At 43.6% G+C, this 24,519-nt stretch carries 22 protein-coding genes; 8 read left to right on the forward strand and 14 right to left on the reverse strand.

Features of this window, described 5'->3' with window-relative positions:
• Positions 1-57 precede the first annotated feature (57 nt).
• From ACFQ4A_RS02185 to ACFQ4A_RS02210, 6 genes are all read left to right on the forward strand, one after another.
• Positions 58-3,711 (forward strand): dynamin family protein, encoded by a 3,654-nt coding sequence (locus ACFQ4A_RS02185; RefSeq protein ID WP_382397195.1) that lies wholly within the window; start codon positions 58-60, stop codon positions 3,709-3,711.
• Positions 3,708-4,604 (forward strand): 5'-3' exonuclease, encoded by an 897-nt coding sequence (locus tag ACFQ4A_RS02190; protein WP_382397196.1) that lies wholly within the window; start codon positions 3,708-3,710, stop codon positions 4,602-4,604. Before ACFQ4A_RS02185 ends, ACFQ4A_RS02190 begins: the two co-directional genes overlap by 4 nt.
• Before the next feature lie 332 nt (positions 4,605-4,936).
• The gene (locus ACFQ4A_RS02195) at positions 4,937-6,250 is read left to right on the forward strand and encodes a D-serine ammonia-lyase (protein WP_382397197.1); all 1,314 of its coding nucleotides are present in this window, start codon (positions 4,937-4,939) and stop codon (positions 6,248-6,250) included.
• A gap of 15 nt (positions 6,251-6,265) precedes the next feature.
• Positions 6,266-7,186, forward strand: coding sequence for a cysteine synthase A (gene cysK, locus ACFQ4A_RS02200; RefSeq protein ID WP_382397198.1), 921 nt, complete (start codon positions 6,266-6,268; stop codon positions 7,184-7,186).
• A gap of 289 nt (positions 7,187-7,475) precedes the next feature.
• On the forward strand, positions 7,476-8,114 hold the full coding sequence (locus ACFQ4A_RS02205) for a DUF3889 domain-containing protein (protein ID WP_382397199.1): 639 nt from the start codon (positions 7,476-7,478) through the stop codon (positions 8,112-8,114).
• 146 nt (positions 8,115-8,260) lie between these two features.
• A complete protein-coding gene (locus ACFQ4A_RS02210) occupies positions 8,261-8,689 on the forward strand; it encodes a cell wall hydrolase (RefSeq protein WP_382397200.1) in 429 nt (142 codons plus the stop codon).
• A gap of 333 nt (positions 8,690-9,022) precedes the next feature.
• Here the strand turns inward: ACFQ4A_RS02210 and ACFQ4A_RS02215 are convergent, their stop codons facing one another.
• The 10 genes from ACFQ4A_RS02215 to ACFQ4A_RS02260 form a co-directional block, all read right to left on the reverse strand.
• Positions 9,023-10,552 carry an FAD-dependent oxidoreductase gene (locus ACFQ4A_RS02215; RefSeq protein ID WP_382397201.1) on the reverse strand — a complete coding sequence of 510 codons (1,530 nt, stop codon included), beginning with the start codon at positions 10,550-10,552 and terminating at the stop codon, positions 9,023-9,025.
• Positions 10,553-10,682: 130 nt separating this feature from the next.
• On the reverse strand, positions 10,683-11,828 hold the full coding sequence (locus ACFQ4A_RS02220; protein ID WP_382397202.1) for a toxic anion resistance protein: 1,146 nt from the start codon (positions 11,826-11,828) through the stop codon (positions 10,683-10,685).
• Positions 11,825-12,469 (reverse strand): 5-bromo-4-chloroindolyl phosphate hydrolysis family protein, encoded by a 645-nt coding sequence (locus ACFQ4A_RS02225; protein WP_382397203.1) that lies wholly within the window; start codon positions 12,467-12,469, stop codon positions 11,825-11,827. Before ACFQ4A_RS02225 ends, ACFQ4A_RS02220 begins: the two co-directional genes overlap by 4 nt.
• Positions 12,470-12,750: 281 nt before the next feature.
• Entirely contained in the window at positions 12,751-13,446 is a 696-nt protein-coding gene (narI, locus tag ACFQ4A_RS02230; RefSeq protein WP_382397204.1) for a respiratory nitrate reductase subunit gamma, read from the reverse strand.
• A gap of 66 nt (positions 13,447-13,512) precedes the next feature.
• Positions 13,513-14,115 carry a nitrate reductase molybdenum cofactor assembly chaperone gene (narJ, locus tag ACFQ4A_RS02235; protein ID WP_382397205.1) on the reverse strand — a complete coding sequence of 201 codons (603 nt, stop codon included), beginning with the start codon at positions 14,113-14,115 and terminating at the stop codon, positions 13,513-13,515.
• A complete protein-coding gene (narH, locus tag ACFQ4A_RS02240) occupies positions 14,054-15,607 on the reverse strand; it encodes a nitrate reductase subunit beta (protein ID WP_382397206.1) in 1,554 nt (517 codons plus the stop codon). Before narH ends, narJ begins: the two co-directional genes overlap by 62 nt.
• On the reverse strand, positions 15,597-19,277 hold the full coding sequence (locus ACFQ4A_RS02245; RefSeq protein ID WP_382397207.1) for a nitrate reductase subunit alpha: 3,681 nt from the start codon (positions 19,275-19,277) through the stop codon (positions 15,597-15,599). The genes narH and ACFQ4A_RS02245 overlap by 11 nt, the downstream gene beginning before the upstream one ends.
• Positions 19,264-19,551, reverse strand: a complete 288-nt coding sequence (locus tag ACFQ4A_RS02250) for a hypothetical protein (protein WP_382397208.1) — start codon at positions 19,549-19,551, stop codon at positions 19,264-19,266. The genes ACFQ4A_RS02245 and ACFQ4A_RS02250 overlap by 14 nt, the downstream gene beginning before the upstream one ends.
• Positions 19,552-19,580: 29 nt before the next feature.
• Complete coding sequence (locus tag ACFQ4A_RS02255) at positions 19,581-19,901, reverse strand: hypothetical protein (RefSeq protein WP_382397209.1); 321 nt, start codon at positions 19,899-19,901, stop codon at positions 19,581-19,583.
• A gap of 30 nt (positions 19,902-19,931) precedes the next feature.
• The gene (locus tag ACFQ4A_RS02260; RefSeq protein ID WP_382397210.1) at positions 19,932-20,354 is read right to left on the reverse strand and encodes a hemerythrin domain-containing protein; all 423 of its coding nucleotides are present in this window, start codon (positions 20,352-20,354) and stop codon (positions 19,932-19,934) included.
• Between the two features lie 281 nt (positions 20,355-20,635).
• Here ACFQ4A_RS02260 and ACFQ4A_RS02265 point away from each other — a divergent pair, with 281 nt between their 5' ends.
• Positions 20,636-20,896 carry an acylphosphatase gene (locus ACFQ4A_RS02265; RefSeq protein ID WP_382397211.1) on the forward strand — a complete coding sequence of 87 codons (261 nt, stop codon included), beginning with the start codon at positions 20,636-20,638 and terminating at the stop codon, positions 20,894-20,896.
• 40 nt (positions 20,897-20,936) lie between these two features.
• On the opposite strand, the gene ACFQ4A_RS02270 is transcribed toward ACFQ4A_RS02265, so the two are convergent.
• Positions 20,937-21,176: a DUF362 domain-containing protein gene (locus ACFQ4A_RS02270; RefSeq protein WP_382397212.1), complete on the reverse strand. Its 240-nt coding sequence runs from the start codon at positions 21,174-21,176 to the stop codon at positions 20,937-20,939.
• A 147-nt stretch (positions 21,177-21,323) separates the two neighbouring features.
• On the opposite strand from ACFQ4A_RS02270, the gene ACFQ4A_RS02275 reads away from it, so the two are divergent.
• Entirely contained in the window at positions 21,324-22,514 is a 1,191-nt protein-coding gene (locus ACFQ4A_RS02275; protein WP_382397213.1) for a M14 family metallopeptidase, read from the forward strand.
• A 22-nt stretch (positions 22,515-22,536) separates the two neighbouring features.
• Here ACFQ4A_RS02275 and ACFQ4A_RS02280 read toward each other — a convergent pair whose 3' ends face one another.
• The 3 genes from ACFQ4A_RS02280 to vrrA all read right to left on the reverse strand — a co-directional run bounded on the left by ACFQ4A_RS02280 (position 22,537) and on the right by vrrA (position 24,461).
• Complete coding sequence (locus ACFQ4A_RS02280; protein ID WP_382397214.1) at positions 22,537-22,743, reverse strand: DUF6501 family protein; 207 nt, start codon at positions 22,741-22,743, stop codon at positions 22,537-22,539.
• Between the two features lie 45 nt (positions 22,744-22,788).
• Positions 22,789-23,742, reverse strand: coding sequence for a peptide-methionine (S)-S-oxide reductase MsrA (gene msrA / locus ACFQ4A_RS02285; RefSeq protein ID WP_382397215.1), 954 nt, complete (start codon positions 23,740-23,742; stop codon positions 22,789-22,791).
• A 224-nt stretch (positions 23,743-23,966) separates the two neighbouring features.
• Positions 23,967-24,461: a VrrA/YqfQ family protein gene (gene vrrA / locus ACFQ4A_RS02290; RefSeq protein ID WP_382397216.1), complete on the reverse strand. Its 495-nt coding sequence runs from the start codon at positions 24,459-24,461 to the stop codon at positions 23,967-23,969.
• Positions 24,462-24,519 lie beyond the last annotated feature (58 nt).

Genomic DNA, 24,519 nt, shown 5'->3' on the forward strand with positions numbered 1-24,519 from the left:
TTGCCAGGGCTGTTCGACGCAGCTATCCTTTGGTATAATACGGTCAGAAATGTTTGTATGGAAGGGAAAAACAGTGTGATGATAACCGAGAGAAACCAAACACATATCAGCCGGCTGCAGTTAGCCAGCCTTTATCAACTGATGCACGAAAACAGCGACACAACTAGTGCTAATAAATTATTGCAAGTTTATGAAAAATGGGATCGTCAAGATTTTATGATCAGTTTTGCTGGCCATTTTTCCGCTGGCAAGTCGTCCATGATCAATCATTTGCTGGGACGGTCGATTTTGCCCAAAAGCCCGATACCGACCAGTGCCAATATCGTTAAAATAAGATCCGGCAATGGGTTCGCCCGCATACACCTGGAAAATGGCTCACAGCTGGAATATGAAGAACCTTATGATATCGATATGATTAAAGCGTATGCGAAAGATAAAGCCGCAATTAAAGAGATTGAAATTAACACGCCGGGCACCATTCTGACAGATGATAGTGTCATTTTTGACACACCGGGAATCGACGCGGCTGATGATGCAGATCGGCTCATTACAGAATCTTCTCTGCACCTGGTGGATGCTTTGTTTTATGTGATGGATTATAACCATGTCCAATCGGAAGTTAATCTATACTTCCTGAAAAAAGTCCAGGACTATGCCATTCCCGTCTACTTAATTATTAACCAGATTGATAAACACGATGAACAGGAATTACTGTTTCAGACATTCTCCGACAAAATTAAACAAACGTTTGATCAATGGGAGATCTTTCCGAAGAAAATCTATTATTCTTCCTTAATGGAATGTTCTGCACCATTTAATCAAATAGATGACATTAAAAAGAAATTACTGGCGATGATGACGGCTGACAAACAAATGTCCAACCATATCAGCCGGTCAGTCAACCAGGTCATCAATGAGCATAAGGGCTATTTACGGCAATTATATGAAGGTGAAACAGTCCAGACGGAAATCCAGGAAGGTGAACCAATTACCGATACTGTAGCCAGACTGGATGAACTTCACGCCCATGTCTCTTATTTAAATCATATACCGGAAAGAATGCAGCACGATTTTTATGATGCTTTAAACGTAACCATGAAAAATGCCTACTTGATGCCGGCTGATTTACGGGATTTGGCACAATCATTTCTGGCGTCTCAACAATCTGATTTTAAGGTCGGGTTGTTTGCCTCAAAGAAAAAAACGAAAGAAGAACGACAGAAACGAATCGATGCCTTTTTAACCGGCCTGCAGCAAACTATTGAAACAGCCATTCAATGGAAAATCCGGGACAAATGGCTACAGTTATTACAGGCCTATGACGTGCATGACCAGGAGTTAATGCAGCGCATACAAAATCTATCGTTGACGTATGACGCCAACTCACTCAAAGCATTGATTAAACCAGGCGCAAAAGTGAATGGTGACTATGTCCTGCATTATACCAATGATGTCAGTGCTGATGTGAAGCAAAAATTTAAACAGAAGGCAGTACAGCTATGGGATATGATTCATGACAAAATTTCTGAAAAGATAACTCATGACCTGTCTGCCTATGCGCCTGAACGGGAGCGGTTGGAACGGATTTATGAGCAGCACGAGCAACATGAAAAACAAATGGTTGCGTTACAGGAAAAATGGCAGGAAGTGGATAATACTTTCACAAATCCCAACGCAGTATCGTATGATTCGGATTTAATAGATAAAGCACTGGTTGCAAAACATAAATCAGTTAAAGCAGCCGAACCGTTACCTGTCCAGGAAACACATGAATCTGCTGCCACCGAGACAAATGAACACGTCATGGCGAAACCAGTAGTCGCAGGTCAGCATATTTTAGATCACCTGGAAAAGACCAGGGAAACGATTGCAGATTTGCCTGGTTTTCAAGCACTTCGCAACGATTTGCAACGTAAATATGACCGGCTGGATAACCGCACATACACGATCGCATTATTTGGCGCGTTCAGCGCCGGAAAATCATCATTTGCCAATGCGTTAATCGGTGAGGACATCTTACCATCTGCACCGAATCCGACAACGGCCGTCATTAATCGTATTAGCCCGGTAACGGAAGAACATGCTCACGGTACAGTGGTTCTTCATTTGAAAGACGAAGCGACGCTGGTCAATGATCTGAAGTCCTTAACCAGGCAGTTTAAGCCTCAGGCAGATGATCTTGCGTCATTACTGGCGTGGGTTAAAGATCGTGCTATCCATCAAAGTGACCAATTGGCGAAAACACAACAGGCTTTTCTGACTGCCATGCTGGATGGATACCGGCACAGCAAAGCCAACATTGGTCAGCATATCACCATCGATGTCCATGAATTTGCTGATTATGTGACGGATGAAACGAAAGCTTGTTATCTTGAATCCGTCGACCTTTATTACGATTGTTCCGTAACTAGAGAAGGGATCACACTGGTGGATACACCTGGTGCCGATTCCATCAATGCCAGGCATACCAATGTCGCATTTGATTATATTAAACAGGCGGATGCGATTTTGTATGTTACGTATTACAATCACCCCTTTTCACGAGCAGACAAAGATTTTCTCATGCAGCTGGGACGGGTAAAGGATGCTTTTCAGCTGGATAAAATGTTTTTTATTATGAATGCATCCGACTTGGCGGAAACGATCTCAGAACAAAACATGGTTCAACAATATATTGAAGACCAATTGGCGGCTTTAGGCATTCGGTTTCCACGCTTATTTCCGGTATCAAGTAAACGATCACTTAAGGAAAAAAGGCACAATCGTACATTAAATAAACAAATGACTGCTTTTGAAGAAGCATTCAACCGGTTCATTCATGACGAGTTGACATCAATGACGGTTCAATCGGCTGTCCGAGATATTAAGCGGGCAAGACAATCTGTTCATCATTATCGCCGTTCAATGCAAATGGATGTGGAAGAAAAAGAACGTGCCCGTACTGAGCTGTTGACAAAAGAGGAATCGCTGAAACAGCTGACTCAGGCTATGGATACCGGTGTATACGAACAAAAAATCAGCCAAAAAATGGAAAAACAGTTATATTATGTACTGGAACGCCTGTCGATTCGCTTTCATGACTTGTTTAAAGAATCGTTTAACCCGACGACGATAACCGACTCGGGCAAGAAAGCTCAGCAGCAATTGGCAGACAGCCTAAGAAATCTGCTGGATTATGCCGGCTATGAGCTATTACAGGAACTTAGGGCAGTTTCTCTCCGGATTGAATCGTTTATAGATGATATACAAGAAGAGCTATTTCATCATTATACGAATAAAAGCAGTCCTATTGACGGGACGTTTATACTTCCTGATTTTGAGAAGCCAGAACTGACGACACCTAATTATGAACAGGCGTTTATACAGCTTGATTCCGGTACATTTGATCAAGAGCTAAAGCAATTCAATGGGACAAAAGCATTTTTTGCTAAAAACGAAAAAGAGAAGATGAAGGAAGGGTTGTTCAACCGTTTATACCCGTTTGCTAAGGAATACATTGCTGCCAACGAGGAAAAGATGCGCGCCTCTTACCTTCAGCAATGGTATGACATAATAGATCATGTCAAACAATTTATCAAACAGCAGATTGAAAGCTACATTGCGAATCAACTGCAGATGATCAATGATCAGTCAGTTGATAGCGAGACATTAAATGAAAAACATGAGGTGCTCACCTCGATTCTGGCTTACTATGAGGAGGTGAATCTATGACGACACAACAGCATACTATCATGCTGGTGGATGGAATGGCGTTACTCTTCCGCGGATTTTATGCTACAGCATTCCGGGGAAATGCAATGAAAACGCCTGGTGGCATTCCAGCCAATGGTGTCTATCAATTTATGCGGTATTTCCTTGATGCGGCAGGCAAATTTGCACCGACACATATCATTTGCTGCTGGGATATGGGGAGTAAGACGTTCCGGACTGATTTATACGATGGCTATAAGGCTAATCGGTCAGATCCGCCAGAAGAATTGATACCACAATTTGACCTTGTTAAAGAAGTTATGGAAGCTTTTGATATTCCCAACATCGGGTTGGAAAACTTTGAAGCGGATGATTGTATTGGTACATTGGCAAAACAATATGCTACAAATCACGATGTGCTGATTTTAACCGGGGATCAGGATATATTACAGCTTGTCGATGATGGCATCAGTGTTGCCATTATGCGGAAAGGAATCGGAAACTATGAACGCTTTGAGGCACATACCTTCGTGGCGAAAAAAGGCATCCATCCGCAGCAAATTGTTGATTTGAAAGGGTTAATGGGGGATACCTCGGACAATTATCCCGGTGTGAAAGGAATCGGTGAAAAAACTGCTTTAAAACTGATTCAGGAATACGGAACGATTGATCAGCTGCTTGAGAACCTTGATAAGCTCCCGGGTGGTATCCAAAAGAAAATCGATCAGAACATGGAGATGCTCCATTTATCGCGAACACTTGCTGAAATCAGGTGTGATCTCTCAGTTGATTGCTCACTGGATGATGCAGCGTGGCATCATGATAATAGGAGTATCCAGGGCAAATTGGCCGATTTGGCGTTTAGCAATTTAATAACGTTTGTCAATGAACAGGGAAAATCTGGTGTTCTTTAAAAGGCCATAAGGGACGCACATTAGGTGCGTTCCTTATTCTATTTAGATATGATTGTATGTTAATATGAACGTAATAAATGCATCGTGTTGTTTAGACAATATGGACACCCTTTCCCCTCATAATAAACACTCCTGACAGTATAGCAAAATTGGCGATAAATGGATGTGGGCTGCATCATTTAATAGACGTTTTTGCAGATTTACACCAGCGTTAAATAAGTACTGTTTTATAGTTGGAAGGTGAAACACTGTCTTGTTTTAATAATATTCCATATCATGATAAGCTTTTAGCAGGGAATAGTAAGAATAAACTGTATAAAAAAGAGGTGGATATGATCGTTTATACAAAACAGGAAATCGCTGAATGGCAAAAACAGCATCCGATACTAAAAGATATCGTTGATTTAAAGCCGGTATTTTGGATGAATCCTAATCTTAAAAAGGTAAACGAAACGGCATCACTACCCATAACACGTGAAGATATAGAAGAAGCCGAATTACTGTGGCAGCGCTTTGCTCCTTTTTTGGAACATGAGTTTCCGGAAACAAGTGAGACAGATGGCATAATTGAATCGCCTCTGAGAAAACTTACCAACTTGCAAGTGGAATGGTTCCCTGCAGTGGATGGCGAATATTACCTGAAGTGTGATCATGAGCTGCCAGTCGCCGGATCCATCAAGGCTAGGGGAGGTATTTACGAGGTTCTTCAGCATGCGGAAAAACTGGCAGTTGAAGCTGGAATGGTGAATAAAGATGATCATTATGACGTCTTGTCGAGTGAACGGTTCAAAGCGTTTTTCAGTCAGTATTCAATTGGCGTTGGGTCAACGGGAAATTTGGGACTAAGTATCGGCATTATCAGTGCCAAACTTGGTTTTAATGTATCCGTATACATGTCCATTGATGCAAAACAGTGGAAAAAAGATTTGCTGCGGGCAGAAGGTGCCAAAGTCATTGAGTATGAGGGTGATTTCAGTGAAGCCATAACGGCAGGCAGAGAACAAACCAATTCAGACCCCAATGGTTATTTTGTTGATGATGAAGACTCCAAACATTTATTTTTAGGCTATAGTGTCGCGGCCTTAAGGCTGGAAAAACAGCTGCAGCAGAAAAACATTCCTGTTGATGCCGACCATCCATTATTTGTTTATCTGCCTTGTGGTGTCGGTGGTTCACCAGGTGGTATTACATTCGGATTGAAGCAGGTTTTTGGTGATCATGTGCATTGTTTTTTCGTGGAACCGACCCATTCACCATCTGTTTTGATTGGTCTTGCAACCGGAGAAATGGACCATGTCAGCGTTCAGGATTTCGGTATCGATAACCGTACAGAAGCAGACGGGTTAGCTGTCGGGCGGCCTTCCCGCTTTGCGACCGTGATAAGCGATCAACTCGTAAGCGGCATTTATACACTGGAAGATGATGAATTGTACCGGCTACTGGCAATGCTTGCTGATAGTGAAGCGATCTATCTGGAGCCATCAGCGACTGCGGGACTCGCTGGTCCGGAACGGATTTTCCCGTACATTCGGGAACATCATATTGCCATGAACCATGCCACCCATATTGCATGGGCAACGGGGGGATCATTTGTACCTGAAAAGGACATGAAAATGTTTTATAATAAAGGAAAGACTTTAACATAGGAAGGTTGTTTTTGTATGAAAGTGGCACAAAACATGACAGAGCTAATTGGCGAAACACCGATCGTTCAATTGAACCATATCGTCCCGGAAAATGCAGCAGATATTTTTTTGAAACTAGAATCGTTTAATCCGACTAAAAGTGTCAAAGATCGTGCTGCATATAACATGATTAAAATAGCGGAAGAAGAAGGGGTCATTAAAGCGGGTGCGACGATTATTGAGCCAACTAGCGGCAATACTGGAATAGGGCTGGCGATGAATGCAGCCGCAAAAGGCTATCGGGCCATAATGGTCATGCCGGACAACAGTACACAGGAACGCCGGAACATTTTAAAGGCATATGGTGCAGAGGTTGTTTTAACACCAAGTGAGGAAAAAATGCCCGGTGCGATCAAAAAAGCGGAAGCATTGCATGCGGATATACCAAACAGTTTTATTCCACAGCAATTTGAAAACCGGGCTAACCCTGATATTCATCGGACAACAACTGCCCTGGAGGTTTACGAACAGATGGACGGAGACATAGATGCGTTTGTGGCGACTGCCGGAACCGGTGGGACTATAACCGGTACAGGTGAGGTGCTGAAGGAAAAGCTCCCTGATTTGCATATTACAGTAGCTGAGCCTGAAGGATCCCCAGTGTTGTCGGGTGGAAAGCCAGGGTCGCATAAGCTGGTCGGAACTAGTCCCGGATTTGTCCCGGATATATTAAACACAACTGTTTATGATGAAATTATGCAAATTGTCGATGAAGATGCAGTCGATATGTTCAAAACACTTCCGCGTAAAGAAGGGGTCTTTATCGGATTATCCGGTGCCGCGGCTGTATTTGCGGCGGTAAAAGTTGCCAAACGTCTTGGCAAAGGGAACAAAGTGTTATGTATGGCACCGGACACAGGGGAACGGTATTTAAGTATGAATTTGTTTGATGCGTAAACTGGTGGAAGAGCAGCTGAACGACGAAAGCTGCTCTTTATTTCTGCCTAGCTCCAATAATAAACCCGTGGTAATCCCCAATAAATCCAGCACTCCTGCACCAGATAACCCCCGACAAAAAGTATCATTTGCCAATCAAGCTGCTTCATCCCATAACCCCTTTCTGTCCTATTTCTATTCTATTGGCAGCAAAACCTGTCTAAGAACAGTATATTCAAGGCGTGTGTCACAGGTGTGTTTGTGTATGCATACCGTATTGAACAGCTTGCTATTAGACAGGGGGAGAATGATGTATCCAACAAATCCATATTTTAGAAATGCGTATCCGTATGCTTATTATCCGCATGATGCTCAACGGTTGTATTATCAATACTTTCAGTATCCTGATACCCGGCAGCAGCCAATCAGCGGGCAGGCTACCTGGACAGAAGGCGGACAGATTACCAAATGCGGCATTCCCTGGTCAGATAATTTGTATATGACGGCGGCAGTTGGTGACGCTTCTCCATATCAATGTGGCCAGACGTTACAAGTTATCTATCCGGTTACCGGGAGGTCTATTCTAGTGGAAGTGGTCGATCAGGTGCCTGGTTTTCCGGAGAATCGGCTCAATTTGCACCGTAGAGTATTTGAAACATTGGGTGCGAATCCGCAGCAGGGTGTCATCGATATTCAATTCATTCCTGTTTCGCACGTGGAACAGCAGCAGTGGGGGAGGTATTTACTGGAGATTGTGCAATCGGCCTATTCTGACTACGGTGTAAACGACTACAGTTTTGTCGGAAAAACTGAGGAATCTGTATCGCGGACGAGGGAAACATATGAATATATCCTGCAGTCAGAACAGGATACCATGACTGTGCAGGCGAGTGTGGTTTATAACCCGGCTAACAACCGGATCATTTCGTTTAGCGTCGATGAAGTTTAAGCGTTATGTGATTTATCCTGGACAACAGTTGTCATTGATTTCAGGGAACTTTATTTAGGAAATACCACCTGTCATTGAACTTAAACAGGCAATATCTGAGCCTGTTGATAATCGTATAAGGTTAAGTGGATTATGGAGGTGACAACATGGCCATTATAAAAGCGACAAATAGACATATCGATCTCCTTGCACGGCTGCTGAGAGCCGAGGCTGTCGGAGAAGGGCAACTTGGCATGATGCATGTGGGTGCTGTTACTGTAAATCGTGTCAGAGTTGACTGTTCGGATTTTGCGGGATTAGACACACTGCCCGAAGTCATTCACCAACCGACTGCATATGAGGCTGTAACGCATGGCATGTTTTATCAAAGAGCGAGAGAAAGTGAAAAACGGCTGGCCCGAAGAGTGATAAATGGTGAAAAAAGATGGCCGGCTAAATATAGTTTATGGTACTTCAGACCTGAAGGCGATTGTCCGCCGACTTGGTATGATCAACCCTTAGTTGGTCGTTATAAACTCCATTGCTTTTACGAACCAACTGGTGGGGAATGTGAAGAAGTTTACAGTACGTTTTAAGATAAAAGTGGAAAATTTGATCCTAAAATAAGATAGACAATATGCAATTTGGGTGTTATTGTAAAAAATACTGGTACGTAGTTAATCCTGAAGCGGGGCGGTAAACCAGTTCAGTTAGGATTGAAACAGGATTGGAATATTGCTCCGCCATTTCTTTTTCTTCTAGTTTACATAATATATATTATAGGAAGTTGTTCCGAAAAAACTACTATCTGTCTCATTTACAAGTATACTCTTGATAGTGAGACAAAACGGAAATTCACGTTACAAAACACGATTTTTTATAACGTGAATTTCTTATGTTAATATCGCTAACTAATGGTATAGCCTTTATTAATCCAATTCAACTTTATTCAGCGGCTCGTTTGCCGGGCCTTCGATCACTTCGCCTGTATAGGCGTATCGCGATCCATGACATGGACAATCCCATGTTCGGTCACCTGAGTTCCAATTGACTTCACAACCAAGGTGTTTGCACGTTGTGTCTACAGCATACAGCTGATGATCGTTGTCTTTATAAACCCCTGTGCGTTTGCCGTTAACTCTGGTTACTGTGGCATCATCCGGCTTCAAGTCCTTCACATTATCATTGGTGTATTCAAGTTTTCCTTTAATCATATGCTTGGCGACATCAGCATTCATCCTTGTGAACTTTCGAACAGCAGGATCCGCCTGGAACCGTGACGGCGTGAATAGTTCACCATAGAGATTGTCTTTATCAAGTATCCGGTTACTGATGATTTTAGCTGCGATTGTACCATTTGTCATGCCCCACTTACGATAACCAGTCGCAACAAAAACGTTATCCTCATTCTTCGTAACCGGTCCGATATATGGAAGCTTGTCCATAGTGGTTAAATCCTGTGCTGACCACCTGTAAACAAATTCGGATATACCAAATTGTTTCTCGGCATATTCCTGTAGAGCCTCATAATGTTTCATCGTTGACTGGCCCTGACCGGTTTTATGATTTTCGCCGACAATCAGCCACAAATCGTCCCCATTCATGTTGGCCGATCGGACCGAACGTGTTGGTGATTCGGCATTGATATACATGCCGCCCGGGAATTGTTCCGGTGTTTTGACCGCAATGATATAAGAGCGTTCCGGGTACATTCGGGTTGGGTAAAACCCCTGGCCGTCATAAAATGGATAATGGGACGCCTGGATAACGTAGTTACAGTTGATTCGGTGTTCATCTCTTGTTAAAATATTTGGATGTTTGGTGTATTCGATGTCAACGGCTGTTGTCTGTTCGTATATTTCGAGTCCGTTTTTGACAGCTTCATCCACCAGTACATTTAAGTATTTAAGCGGATGAAATTGCGCTTGATTGTCCATTTTCAAAACGGATTTAACCGGTATATCGAGTGGCATGCTGTTTGATAACTCACCCGAAATGTTAAGCTGATCGTATGCTTTTTTTTCTGTTTCCAGTTGGGACACATATTCATCTGAATTGGTAAAAATGTACGCATCTTCTTGCCGGTAGTCACAGTCTATCTGATGTGTTTGAATCGTTTCCTCGATGAACTGCTTCGCATCCATGCAAGCCTGATAATAGAGGGATGCTTTCTCTTCGCCGAAATGCTGGATGAATTCATCGTAAATAATACCATGTTGAGCAGTTATTTTGGCTGTCGTATGACCTGTGACCCCGTTTAACAGCTTTCCTGCATCGATTAATGTCACTTTCAAGCCCTGTTTGGTTAATAAATAGGCTGCTGTAATGCCGGTGATCCCCCCACCGACGATGGCGACGTCCGTTTTAATCGATTCGTTTAGTTTGGGAAAATCGGGGAGTGGAACAGAATCCCGCCAATAGGCTTGTGGAAACTGCGGGATATTGACAGAATTGGACATATCATCAATCCTTCCAAGCTTCATTTTTCACTATTTGTTATTGTCACACACCGCTCAGATTTTATTCACGGTAAAAGTGGCGTCTAAAGGCAAAATAAAAAATCGGGTACTTTTTCACCCGATTTTCACGTCATTTTAATTCCAGTAATTTTGTTTTCAATTCGTCTTCCATACCCATTAATTCTTTTTCTGCCTGGTCGCGTTTTTCCCGGCCTTCTGTTTGAATCTGCATTGTTTCTTCAATCGTATTCAGTAAGTTTTCCTGTGTTTGTTTCAATGTATTGATATCGACCAGTCCACGTTCGTTTTCTTTTGCGGTTTCAACGGCATTCGTCTGCAGCATTTCGGAATTTTTAAGAAGCAGGTCATTGGTTGTTTGGGATACTTGTTTCTGTGCTTCCATGGCATGGCGCTGTCGTATCATTGTAAGGGCGATGGCAATTTGATTTTTCCAAAGTGGAATGGCTGTCAAAATCGATGACTGGATCTTTTCGACGAGTGCTTGGTTTGTATTCTGGATGAGACGAATCTGTGGAGCCGTTTGGGTGGTAATCTGGCGGCTCAACTTCAGGTCATGCACACGCTTGTCCAATCGTTCAGCAAATTGCATCACGTCATTCACTTTCTGGACGTCCATTTGGTTTCCGGACTGTTCAGCTTGACGCTTTAACTCAGGAATAAGTTGTGATTCCAATTCCTCACGTTTAAGTTCGCCTGCTGCAATATAAATATTAAGTGCATCGAAATAGTCCTTGTTTTTGTCAAATACTTGCTGCAGCAGATCATTATCTTTGGTGAGCACACTTTTATAATGGTCAAGCTTTACACTGATTCGGTCAATTTGGGCGCCTGTTTTTTGATACCTTGATAGAATTTCATTTATAGAGCTGGAAATTTTCCCAAACAGGCGTGACAACACACCACGCTTTTCCGGTTTCAGTTCATCAGGGTCCACCTGTTCCAATTTTTTCATTAGGTCTTCTAGAATACCGCCAATTTCCCCCGTATCATTTTTTTGTACATGTTCTAGCATGGAGTGGGAAAAATCGAGCAGCTTCGACTGTGCCTCTGTCCCATATTGCGTTATTGACTGGTAATTGTCCGCATCAATCCGGTTTGCCAGCTGCAAAGCTTTCTGCCGGTTTTCTTCAGATAATGCATCGATCAATTTGTTTGGCTTGTCCTCTTCACGATTTACATGACCACGAGTTTCAAATGGATTTGTCAACAGGTCATCGATGTCGGCTGCTGGCTGTATGTTATCATGTTCATTCATTTCAATGCCTCACTTTCTTGTTTACGTCGGTTTTTAAACAATTGCTCGGCGACATCCAGTTCAAATTGCAGTGTGTCCATGTCATCATGCAGCATCACATGCAAATCTTTTTTGATGGTTTCACCCAAAGCAATAATGGTTTGGCGTGTATCCTTTAGAGACTGTTGCATTTCCTCTGAGTGGGATGGCTGTGCTTTCAGATAAGCATACTTTTCCATTAATACGACGAGGGAATCAAGATGTTTATAGTAGAACGCTTCAGCTTGATAAAAACGGCGTGGCTCTTTTTTGGTATTGGCATATATTTTCCGGACAGTCACAAGGATTTCAATGGATTGTCTCGCCTGCTGTAAATTACGGACACGGTATAACGTCCGCTGCAGGCGTTTGATTTTGGCTTTTGCTTCACCAAGATTGTCTTTGATATAAATGTATTCTTTCCGGCTCAGTCCCTTTTGTCGCAAATAGCGAAAATACATAAGCCCTTTCGTTAAGAAATAACCGGCTCCCCCACCAATGACAGCATACAAGGCGGACAGCAAAAAGGCCACATCAAAAGCAAAAAAGCTGATCAGCCCTGTGAGGACAGCTGTAGAGGAACCAATCATCGTTCGAAATAGAAAATAAAAAAATCGTCGCATATATGTCAGCTCCTATTGATCATCAAAAACGCTGTCAAAATCCAATGTTACTAGCATACGTAAACGATCAGCAAAACGTTTCGTATTTCTATTATAAATCAACCCGTCCGAATTCCAAAATAGAAACATTGGTTTTTCATAATTGTTCATTAAATCCTATAAAAGTAGGGCGGTGTATTGATTTTTGAGCAATTTCGACAGATCAAGTATATAAGCTGGTAAAGAAAAACGAAGACTTTCACTCATGGAGAAGTGAAAGTCTTCGTTTGCAACGTGGAATGTCAGCTGCTTTTCTTGTTGTACTGAGATCTTGAACGATATTGCTGTGGTGCTCTTGCCGGATACGTCACGGGAATGCTATAAAAATGCACCAGTCGTGTAAATGGTATGGACGCAAAGAGACCAAAACCGAGCAAGGTATGCAGCTTAAAAATAAATGGTATGTTCGTCATCAACTCATACTGCGGGTTTAATGTAAATAAACTTCTGAACCAAGGACCAATGGCTGATCGATAGTCAAACTCCTCTGGTGTAAAATTTCCAAACAAGGTGATATACGTCCCAATAGCAGCGATGACCAGAAGTGCAATGACCGAAAAGAAATCAGCAAATGTTGCATGCACTCTGACAGGATCGAACACCATTTTCCGGATCAGTAGAATAATCAGCCCGGCAACCATTGCTATGCCGGCCAGTGAACCGCCATAAACAGCACCCATATGGTACAAATGGTCTGAAACACCAATCGCTTCGTAAAATTCCATCGGGACGATAATCCCCATAATGTGACCAATGATTGCGAAGATGACGCCCCAATGAAATAAGGGTGAACCAAGCCGCAGCCATTTCTTTTCAAAAAACTCTGTTGATGGGGCTGCCCAGGTCAATTGACGAAATGCAAAGCGATATACTAAGCCTAATATCATAATGGTCAAACTTACATAAGGGAAAATAACCCACCAAAAAACGTCACTCACACGTTAACCCTCCTTTGGCAAGAAGGTGTCAATGGCAGGTCGCACCTACCACTGACAATTCCTCCCTTACCCATACATAATCGGATACGGCAATTCCTCCAGATCTGCTTCTTCCCGCTCAAATTCCAATCTTGCAATTTCTTGTTTGGTTGGCTGTGGAAATACCACCTCCATTAAAAGTTGCAAAAAGTTGAAATATGGGTTCTCATCGGGCAGATTGTTCATTATTCGTTGAACAGCAACCGCAAGACGCCTTTTTAACCGCTCGTTATCCTGACTTTCCGGTGCAACAGCCAGAAATTCAAATAGCATTGGAATATAATCGGCCAGGTCGTCATCCATTCGTTCATAGCCTGACTGATTAATGATTTTTTGTAATTTGATCAGGGCAGCTCCTCTTTTGTTACTGTCACCAAGCTCATGGGCGGTCAGATAAAGACCATTTTTAGCCCTCAGATCGAACGTTGACACATACAGTTTCCTTAAGTCTTCAAGTGTAAAGATGTTAAAGGTTGTTACGATTGTCTTAAGCCTGTTGCGCAATCCGGAAGAGGTTACATCTTCGTCGATGCACGCGTTAATATCATTAAGTTCACCGGTAAAATTATCAGCCGGATATGCCAGCAATCGGGACCCTATTATGAGCAGTGTGCGTTCCTGGCTGTCCATTATCTGTTCCCTCCGATAAGGGATGCCATACCCTCCGGCGGCGCCAGTCTTCCAGGCTGCATGCTCCCTGTTCATAATAAAGGTTATCATCCATTTCCCTTCTTCCGGTTGGGATAACAAATCGTTCATTATATTTGGCAATTCCTAATAAACGAGCCATATCTTCAAGCTCCTCGGGTGTTGTGTTCGCTTCCTTCAGCAGTTCACTTTGTCTGAACGCATCAATACCGCCGACAGTTTTTCCACGCATGTGTACCCGCATAGCTGTTAGTTTAAGCAACACATTGCGGATGAGTTTCGTATCATCGGCTGCCAGAATCGAGGCAAGATATTCCACCGGGATTCGCATTTGATCGACAGCCGGAATATAGCCGTCTGTGCTCAAGTCATCTTCGTTCGTAATATGGTTCATGATCGGACTGAGCGGTGGTACATACCAGACCATTGGCAATGTACGGTATTCCGGATGTAACGGAAGTGCTATTTTCCATTTCATCGCCATTTTGTATACAGGCGAATTTTGGGCTGCATCAATCCATTCATCATTAATCCCTGCCTTGCGTGCTTCCCTAATCACTTCGGGATCGAACGGGTCTTGGAATACAGACAGCTGTGCTTCATAAAGGTCCTGGGGATTCTCGACAGATGCTGCTTCTTTCACTTTATCAGCATCATATAACACAACACCGATATAACGAATTCGTCCAACACACGTTTCCGAACAGATCGTTGGCAATCCCGCTTCAGTCCGCGGGTAGCAGAAATTGCACTTTTCAGCTTTATGGGTATTCCAGTTATAATAAACTTTATGATACGGGCACCCGCTCATGCAGAAGCGCCACCCCCGGCATGCTTCCTGGTCAACCAGAACAATGCCATCTTCATCACGCTTGTACAACGCTCCTGACGGACATGATGCAACACATGACGGGTTGAGGCAATGTTCACAGATCCTTGGCAAATACATCATGAACGTTTTTTCATATTCCATCGAAATATGGTCCTGCAATTTTTCGACCGTCGGATCCTGTGATACGATTTCAGTTCCGCCTGCCAGATCATCGTCCCAGTTGGACCCCCATTCCGGTTTGTCGATATATTCACCAGTAATAACGGATTGAGGTCTTGCGACTGGCAGATGCTCCCCTTTAGGACTGTCAATTAAGTTCTGATAATTATATGTCCATGGCTCATAATAATCATCCATCGTGGCCATGTCCGGGTTGTAAAAAATGTTCATCAGCTTGGAAATGGGTCCGCCGGCTTTCAGCTGCAGTTTACCGTTTTTTAACGTCCAGCCGCCTTTGAAACGCTCCGTATCCTCCCAGCGTTTCGGGTAGCCGGTTCCCGGGCGTGTCTCAACATTATTGAACCACATGTATTCGGTCCCAGGCCGGTTTGTCCACGTATTTTTACATGTGACTGAACATGTATGACAGCCGATACATTTATCCAAATGCATCACCATTGCCACCTGTGCTTTAATTTTCAAGCCAATCTACCTCCTTCAGAGCTCTGATAACGGCGATTGTATCACGCTGATGCCCGGTCGGTCCGTAATAGTTGAAGCCATAACTTAATTGGGAATAACCGCCGATCATATGTGTCCCCTTTAGTGTCACTCTTGTCACACTATTGTGGGTGCCACCCCTCTTTTTGTTGATCGATGTCGCCGGTACACCAAGTGTGCGGTCCTGTGCATGGTACATATAAGCCATGCCTTTTGGTATCCGGTAGGTCACAACGACTCTTGCTGCAATCGCACCATTACGGTTATAAACCTCCACAAAATCGTTGTCTTTAAGGTCGATTGAAGCAGCATCCTCTTCATTCATCCAGATCGTTTGCCATCCTCTAAACAATGTTGACATATGGGTTGTATCCGTGAACATCGTATGAATACCCCATTTTTGGTGTGGTGTCAGATATCTTACCGTAATCGATTTATTTTCATTTTCTTCCACGCCTTCTTCTTTCTTTAAGAATGGCCCATACCGTAGAGGCGGCAAATATAGTGGAAGTCCCTCACCATAATCAAGCATCATCTCATGGTCGAGATAAAAACTTTGCCTTCCTGTTAATGTCCGCCATGGAATGTTATATTCCGTGTTGACGGTAAATGGTGAATAACGGCGATGGTCTTTCTCCAGGCCGCTCCACACCGGTGTTGAAATGGCATTTCGCGGCTGAATGCTTAAGTCCCTTAGTGTATGATCCTCCTCCGCACGAGGCTTGGCGATCTCCTCCAGTTTTTGTCCGGTTTTCGCTTCAAGTGACTTCCATCCGGCAACAGCCCTTTTACCGTTTGTTGCGCCGGACATGGCCAGAATGGCATTAATCGCCTGGACATCCGTATATAAATCCGGGCTACCTTTACCGATGCCTTCGCGTTTTGATTTGCCAAGTCTTTTACCGAGTTCGTCGTAAACTTCTTCACCGGGGATGGTGACCCCTTTACCGCCATAGCCGTTTTTGATTAACGGACCAATTGTCGTCATTTTTTGATAAACGTTCGGGTAGTCGCGTTCAACTACTTTCAGACTTGGCATCGTTTTACCAGGAATGGCCTCGACTTCCCCTTTACGCCAGTCTTTGACTTTTCCGAGTGATTGAGCAATTTCCCCTGGTGAATCATGTCCTAGCGGCGAGGCAACAAGTTCCTCGGTTTTCGGAAGATACTTCTCGGCAAGTTCCGAAAAGACTTTGCCGATTTCCCGGAAGGTGTTCCAGTCGCTTTTAGCCTCCCATGGTGGCGAAATGGCTGCATTGAACGGGTGTACGAATGGGTGCAAATCCGTACTGCTGATATCAAATTTTTCATACCATGTTGCAGCAGGTAACACAATATCGGAAAACAGACCTGAACTTGTCATGCGGAAGTCAATACTGACGAGTAAATCCGCTTTCCCGACAGGTGCTTCATCTTCCGTTTTAACCGTTTCCGGCCGCCATGAATTCTCTGGCTCAGCCAATACCTGACTGTCACCACCAACCAAATGTTTGACGAAGAATTCGTGCCCTTTTCCACTGTCACCAAGGAGGTTAGATCGCCAGTTAAAGAATACTCTTGGGAAGTTTCGCGGATCATCCGGATTTTCAATGGCCCAATCGAGTTTCTCATCCTTAATTTGGCTAACGATATCATTGATAATTTCCTGTTCAGTCTGCGCTCCCCGCTCACGGCTCTCTTTAACAAGATCAATTGAGTTTTGTGAAAACTGCGGATATGAAGGAAGCCAGCCAAGTCTTGCTGCCAGGGCGTTTAAATCAGCCGGGTGCATGGCGTTATATTTACTTCCCCATTCTGTTTTTTCGTTATCATCCGGTATAGCTTCGTAACGGAATTGATCGGTAACGAAATAAAAATAGGAGGTACCGTTTTGATGCCTTGGTGGCTTTTGCCAATCACCAGCAAACGCAACCTGTTGCCAACCTTCCTGAGGGCGGACTTTCTCCTGTCCAACATAATGGGCCCATCCCCCGCCATTGACACCTTGTGAACCAGTTAACAATACTAGATTCAAAATAGCACGATAGATTTGGTCACTATGAAACCAATGATTCGTTCCACCGCCCATAGCGATCATCGATTTCCCTTGGGTGCGCTCGGCATTATCGGCAAATTCCCGGGCAACTTTGATAACATGGTTTTTATTGACGCCGGTAATTGATTCCTGCCATGCCGGTGTGTATGGCTTAGGGTCATCATAATCAACCGGATAGTCACCAGGCAGGTTCCGGTCAACACCTGTGTGTGCCATCATTAAGTCATAGACTGTTGTCACTTTAAGCGCATTGCCATGGGCGTCCTGAATATTTTTAACCGGTACGCTGCGTTTGACAAGATCCCCTTCTTTTTCGGCAAAATAAGGAAAACTTACCATTACGGTTTCATCCGATTTGTCTATGAAACTTAGTTCCGGTTCTATCAGACTGCCATCCTCCTTATCCAATTGGAGATTCCATTTGCTCCCGCCATCCCAGCGGAAACCCATGCTGCCGTTCGGCGTTTCTAGCTGATCTGTCTCGGCATCCCATACTAAGGTTTTCCATTCCCCGAGTTCATGCGCGCCATTAATATCAGATGCACGCAGAAAACGATCACTTCGATACTCACCGTCTTGTTCATTTACGGTAACCAGGTATGGCAAATCGGTATAGTTTTTAGCGTAAGTGTTGAAATAAGGTGTTTCTTTGTCAACATAAAATTCTTTTAAAATAACATGTGTCATGGCCATCGCAAGGGCAGCATCGGTCCCTGCCTTTGCCGGCAACCAAATATCCGCAAATTTTTCATATTCCGCATAGTCTGGGCTGACACCGACAACTTTTGTACCATTATATCTTGCTTCCACCATAAAATGAGCATCTGGTGTTCGGGTTTGCGGTAGGTTTGTCCCCCATATAATAAAGTATTTGGAATTATACCAGTCAGCACTTTCCGGCACGTCCGTCTGTTCGCCCCAAACTTGCGGGGAAGCCGGCGGCAAATCAGCATACCAGTCATAAAAACTTAAAATAGTCCCGCCTATTAGGGATAGAAAACGCGTTCCTGCTGAATAACTGACCATGGACATCGCAGGGATCGGGCTGAATCCGGCCACACGGTCGGGGCCGTATTTTTTAATCGTTTGAATGCTGGCGCTCGCAATCATTTCGCACATATCTTGCCAGGTTGCCCGGACAAAGCCGCCTTTTCCGCGGGCTTTGACATATTTGTTGCGTTTTTCGGGATCACTGACAATATTTTCCCAGGCTTCAACAGGATCAGCACCGTTTTGGCGTTCTTCTTTCCATAATTCGTATAAATCACTGCGCACATATGGGTATTTCACACGGATTGGGCTGTAAGTGTACCAGGAAAAACTCGCCCCTCTTGGGCATCCGCGCGGCTCATATTCCGGAAAGTCATCACCGGTGCTTGGATAGTCCGTCTGTTGGGTTTCTGACGTGATAATGCCATCTTTAACATAAATTTTCCAGCTGCACGAACCAGTACAATTGACACCGTGTGTTGAACGGACAACTTTATCATGCTGCCATCTTCTCCGGTAAATCTCTTCAGAATCACGGGGACGTGGGCTTTCTTCTGTCCATCCGTCATTGATGCGATTTCCCGGCTTGACATGCTTTAATTTTTGAAACAATTTATTTTTCTGCATCCGTTCTACCTCCATTGTACGTTGTTTCAATCGGGTTAAATCGGTCCCCTAATAGTCGGAAGCTGCCATCTCCTTCTTCCAGCTCTTCAATGAATATTTTAAAATTCGGGGCATTGGAGGCGACTAATATAAGGCGTTCCAACGTATCATAAGAATTGATATTGTAAATGTTTTCGACGATTTTTGGAGGGATGTCGCCGAAACGCATTTTAAGCACCGAAAGTAAGTCTTCGCGATCCTGGACAATATTTGCTTCATCTTCAAATTGAAACAATCGAATACATCCCTTTCACTGAGAAATTTCTACGGTCGCATCATTTTAAAATAGTCGGCAATCATCACTTCTTTGCAGGCATTCCCGGTCTCTTCAATAAAGCTGACTATTTCGGAATCGATGGATTGAATGGCTTCATTTGAAAAAGTTTGATATTTCTGATGGTTAAAACTGTCACCAAAATATACAATGATCGTATAGCCCGAAGATTCAGGAATGGCCTTCACCTGTAAATCATACGGATGTATGTTGTGCTGTTTTTCCAGAATGTCGGTTATCGTCTGATACAGGTTGGGTAAAACAAGACGTAGCGGTTGTTCTCGTTTGGTTGTTGTATGTTCAGTATTCAACCATTTCACCTCCGGAATTCTATCTGTAACTTAGTGCTCATGGTCAGGAAGAACGTCCATTTCTTTTACATTATGCAGTTTATCAACGATAATCAGGGATTGAAATCGCTGAATAACACCATCATTCATTCTATTTTCTGCAAGTTCCTGTTTAATAGCCTTAACGATCAGCCTTAATAGGTCGTGGTCGCGTGTCAGTGCAACAATATCATCATTGATTTCCGGGTTTTCCTCAACCAGATCTTTGTATAATCCTTCTTCTTCTGAATCAGCATGTGCAAGTGTTCTGGTTTCCCACTGTTCAACAAGGACGTAAGCCAATTCCAATGCTTTCTCCTGCTGATTGTCGCGATAAAGGTTGTCAAGCATGGTGGTCAGCTCGATTGCTTCATTCAAAGCCGCTTCATGGATGGCGGTATGGCTGTCAACATCCTTCAAGGCAGGGCCTGACATGTTCGATTCACCTCACTGAATTAGATTTGAATAAACTTACTGTTAGCAGGTTTTACCTGCTATTTTAATCAGCATATCACCATGTTATAGGCCGAACAAGTCATTTTCAGCAAAGTTAGCGCTTATGTGATAATTATCACGGAAATTTGTTAAACAGATTGTCGGAATTAGCAACTTGACGCAGCATATGTCGTTTGATATAAGGGGCTAAATGTCAGTTTTAAAGATGTGGTATGTGGCTATATATGATTAAGTCACTATTTTTAAAGGAGATGAATGGGATGCTTGCACATGTCATCGTCAGCGGCCGCGTTCAGGGTGTCGGATTTAGGTATGCCACAAAGCAGTATGCCAACGCGTATCATTTAAATGGATGGGTGCAAAACAAGTCTGACGGCACAGTGGAATTGGAAGTGGAAGGTGAAGACAGTCAGGTTCATGCCTTCTTAAAACAGCTAGAAGAAGGGTTCAGGCCGTTCATTCGGGTGCGGGATATTAAGGTGGATACACGGCAAGAGGAAGGTTATCGGATTTTTCCATAAAGTAATAACAGCCGCTACCCATTAGGATAGCGGCTGTTGTTTAACTTTCCTCAAAAAACAGGCGGTTCAGATCGATATATTTTTCTTCTTCTTCCGGTACTTCATCTTCCATATAAATGGCCTCGACCGGACAAACTGCTTCACATGCGCCACAATCGATGCAGATGTCCGGATCAATATAGAACATGTCTTTACCTTCTTCTATACAGTCAACAGGACAAACTTCGACGCATTCGCCTGATTTTTCATTTATACAAGGTGATGTAATCACAAAAGCCAAGCCAATCTCCTCCTTAAAAATAACCCCAAATCGTTACGTCTATTACAATAGTACAGAATGTGACGGTTTGTTTCAAGCCAGGTAACACACAAATATAGGCAACCGGACATAGTATTTATTACGGATTAATTCAAGGAGTGAGGATGTATGAAAGTTACCATGCGCCCGAATGATTCGTTCTGGTATTATAGTGAATTGTTCGATATTCCATTGGTTTTGCTGGAGCAATCCAACCCGCAAATAAATGCCCGGCAATTAATGGTCGGTGAAACTGTGCAGATACCGGGGTATGTTGAGCATACTTCCCCAATTACTGCTGGCGAGACATTGTGGCAATTGGCCATACAGCAAAATATTCCGGTCGATATGCTGCAGCTGACCAATCCGTCGGCTGATCCGGACAGTTTGCAGATCGGCCAGGAAATGGTTATTCCGGAACGCGTAGACAATTTAATGGTGACCGGTTTTGAGCATTATACATTCGATAAAATGGTGCGTAATATTCAGCGGCTAACTACGGTTTATCCGTTTATTCACCCACAGACAATCGGCAGTTCTGTCATGGGGAAAAATTTAATTGAGTTACAGATCGGATCTGGTGATAAACAAGTACACATAAATGGTTCCTTCCATGCCAATGAGTGGATCACAACCGCTGTCATTATACGCTTTATAAACGAATATGCATGCGCGCTAACGAACAAAAGACCCATAAGAGGATTCAATGTCCTTCCTTTTTTTATGGAGACAAACTTGTCCGTTGTTCCGATGGTCAATCCTGATGGGGTCAACCTGGTTTTGGACGGTGCAGAAGCGGCCGGCCCTTATCAGGAAGAGGTGTTGGCACTCAATGGTCAGAATCCAGATTTTTCGAACTGGAAAGCAAACATTACCGGCGTCGATTTGAATAATCAATACCCGGCACTTTGGGAAGAGGAAGCTGGACGGAAACCTAATTCACCACAGCCAAGGGATTATCCCGGCCCCCATCCTTTATCAGAGCCGGAAGCGGTCGCTATGGCAGATTTAGCAGGGCACCGAAATTTTTCGCGTGTTAATGCGCTCCATACCCAGGGTGAAGAAATCTATTGGGGTTTTGAAGGAATGGAACCGCCAGTTGCACAGTATATTGTTAATGAGTACAGGCGTGTGAGCGGCTATCGGCCTGTACCGTATATCGACAATTATGCCGGCTATAAAGACTGGTTTATTCAGGAATTTAGGTATCCCGGGTATACAATGGAACTAGGTGCTGGCGTGAACCCGCTGCCGTTTACCCAGTTTGAGGAGATATATCAGGAAACCCTCGGTATGATGCTGGCGAATTTATATTTATAGGAATAACAGGCTGTCTGACCTGTTATTCCAACTCCTTGAAATAATCTTTATAAAATCCGCCAATCCGCTTGCTGTTATCTATAATGAAATAAAATTCATCCGTTTCATTTTTAACATCGTACTGTTTTCCCGGCGTTAATTTATTGTGAACAATGAATTTTTCAGCATCAGCATGGACACATTCAATTTTTTTAATCGTTTCGTTTTCTTCCCAATTTAAATGAATCATATTAATCGCCCCTGAGTTTGTTTACATAATAATATTATTGTTAATTCAATCGAATAGATACAGGTATTTTTCGTAGCCTTTTTCTTTCATCTCTTCTTTCGGAATAAATTTCATGGCGGCCGAGTTCATGCAGTAGCGCAATCCGCCTTTGTCTTTTGGTCCGTCATCGAAGACATGCCCCAAGTGTGAGTCGGCATGTTTGCTTCTTACTTCAGTCCGGACCATACCGTGGCTTGTATCAGTCCTTTCTTCAACCTGGTATGGATCGACTGGTTTGGTGAAGCTTGGCCAGCCACAGGCCGCGTCAAATTTATCGCGTGAGGAGAACAGGACATCACCCGAAATCAGATCAATGTATATCCCCTCGTCCTCGTTGTCCCAGTATTCATTGGCAAACGGCTGTTCTGTTCCATTTTCCTGTGTGACACTGTACTGGATAGGTGTGAGTTTTGCTTTTAACTCGGACTTATCAGGGCCTTGCCTCCAATTCTCTCTGATAAAATCCTCTCTGCCTGATCCTTTTTTGTACAGGCGGTAATGAAAGGCCTGTTTTTTGTAGTAATCCTGGTGTTCCTCTTCGGCTCTGTAAAATGGTTTTGCCGGCAAAATCGGCGTTACAATCGGTTTGGGAAATTTCCCGCTCGCCTGGAGTTTCTGTTTTGATTGCTCTGCTATTTGACGCTGATCTTCATTGTGATAGAAAATAGCGGTCTGGTATGATTCGCCTCGGTCATTAAACTGACCACCGACATCGGTTGGGTCAATTTGCTGCCAGAATGTATTGACGAGTTCTTCATACGACATGATATCAGGATTGAATGTAATTTGGACTGCCTCCACATGGCCGGTTGTATCCGAGCAAACCTGTTCATATGTCGGGTTTTCAACGTTGCCGCCTGTGTAGCCGGAAACGACATTTTCAATTCCCGGCCGCTCATCAAACGGTTCGACCATGCACCAGAAGCAGCCGCCTGCGAATGTTGCCAATTCAGTCGTCATAAAATACCTCCATCTTCTTTAAGATTCCCCTATCCCTATTTTTCCGTTTTTAGCGAAAAAAATCAAACCGTATGCCTGTATGTTCTATATAAGAGTCTGTTCAAAAAGGAGGATAAAAAGGACCGAGAAGTTCGAGGCGGCGCAGTTTCGAGCAGCGGAATGTATGCATTTAGATACATGAGCAGCGGAAAAACAAGCCAACGACGAAATTCGATGTGTCATTTTTACCGGACTTTTTGAACAACCTCTATAAACAATTTTGGGGTTGATTTTCCTGTCCGAGCTGTTACTTTTGTATCCGGGGGATCAGTTTTGCCCGCATCGTTTTCTTCTGAGTGCGATTCAGGTATATCACTTTCTTCGCTGCTTTCAAGGGATTTGTCATCTACAGCTTCCTCTGCATCATCTGAATCGTGTGAATCATCTTCATTAAATGCTTTCATTAGTTTCAGCAGGGTTGGCAGGTTTTTGACCATTGGTCCGTACTGCTGCACAATCGGTGTTGCTTGCTGAACCACGTTTAATACTTGCTGCACATTGCCTAATTTTTGCGTCAGACCACCAATCCGTTCCGGTGACAAAAGGCTTTGGGCACCCTGAGGTGAAAGCAATTTCTGTAACCCCCCTGACGCCTGCTGCTGGGGGAATCCTCCGGAGAAAAAATTCTGATGAGGTACCATATGACTACCTGGATGTTGTTGTTGGATAGGCCATACCATGATGATCCTCCTTTTTTGCTATATACTCACTTAGGTTATTGTACGTGACTAACGCGGA

The organism is Lentibacillus salinarum, from assembly GCF_042679865.1.
In the GTDB taxonomy this organism is placed as follows: Bacteria; Bacillota; Bacilli; order Bacillales; family Amphibacillaceae; genus Lentibacillus; species Lentibacillus salinarum.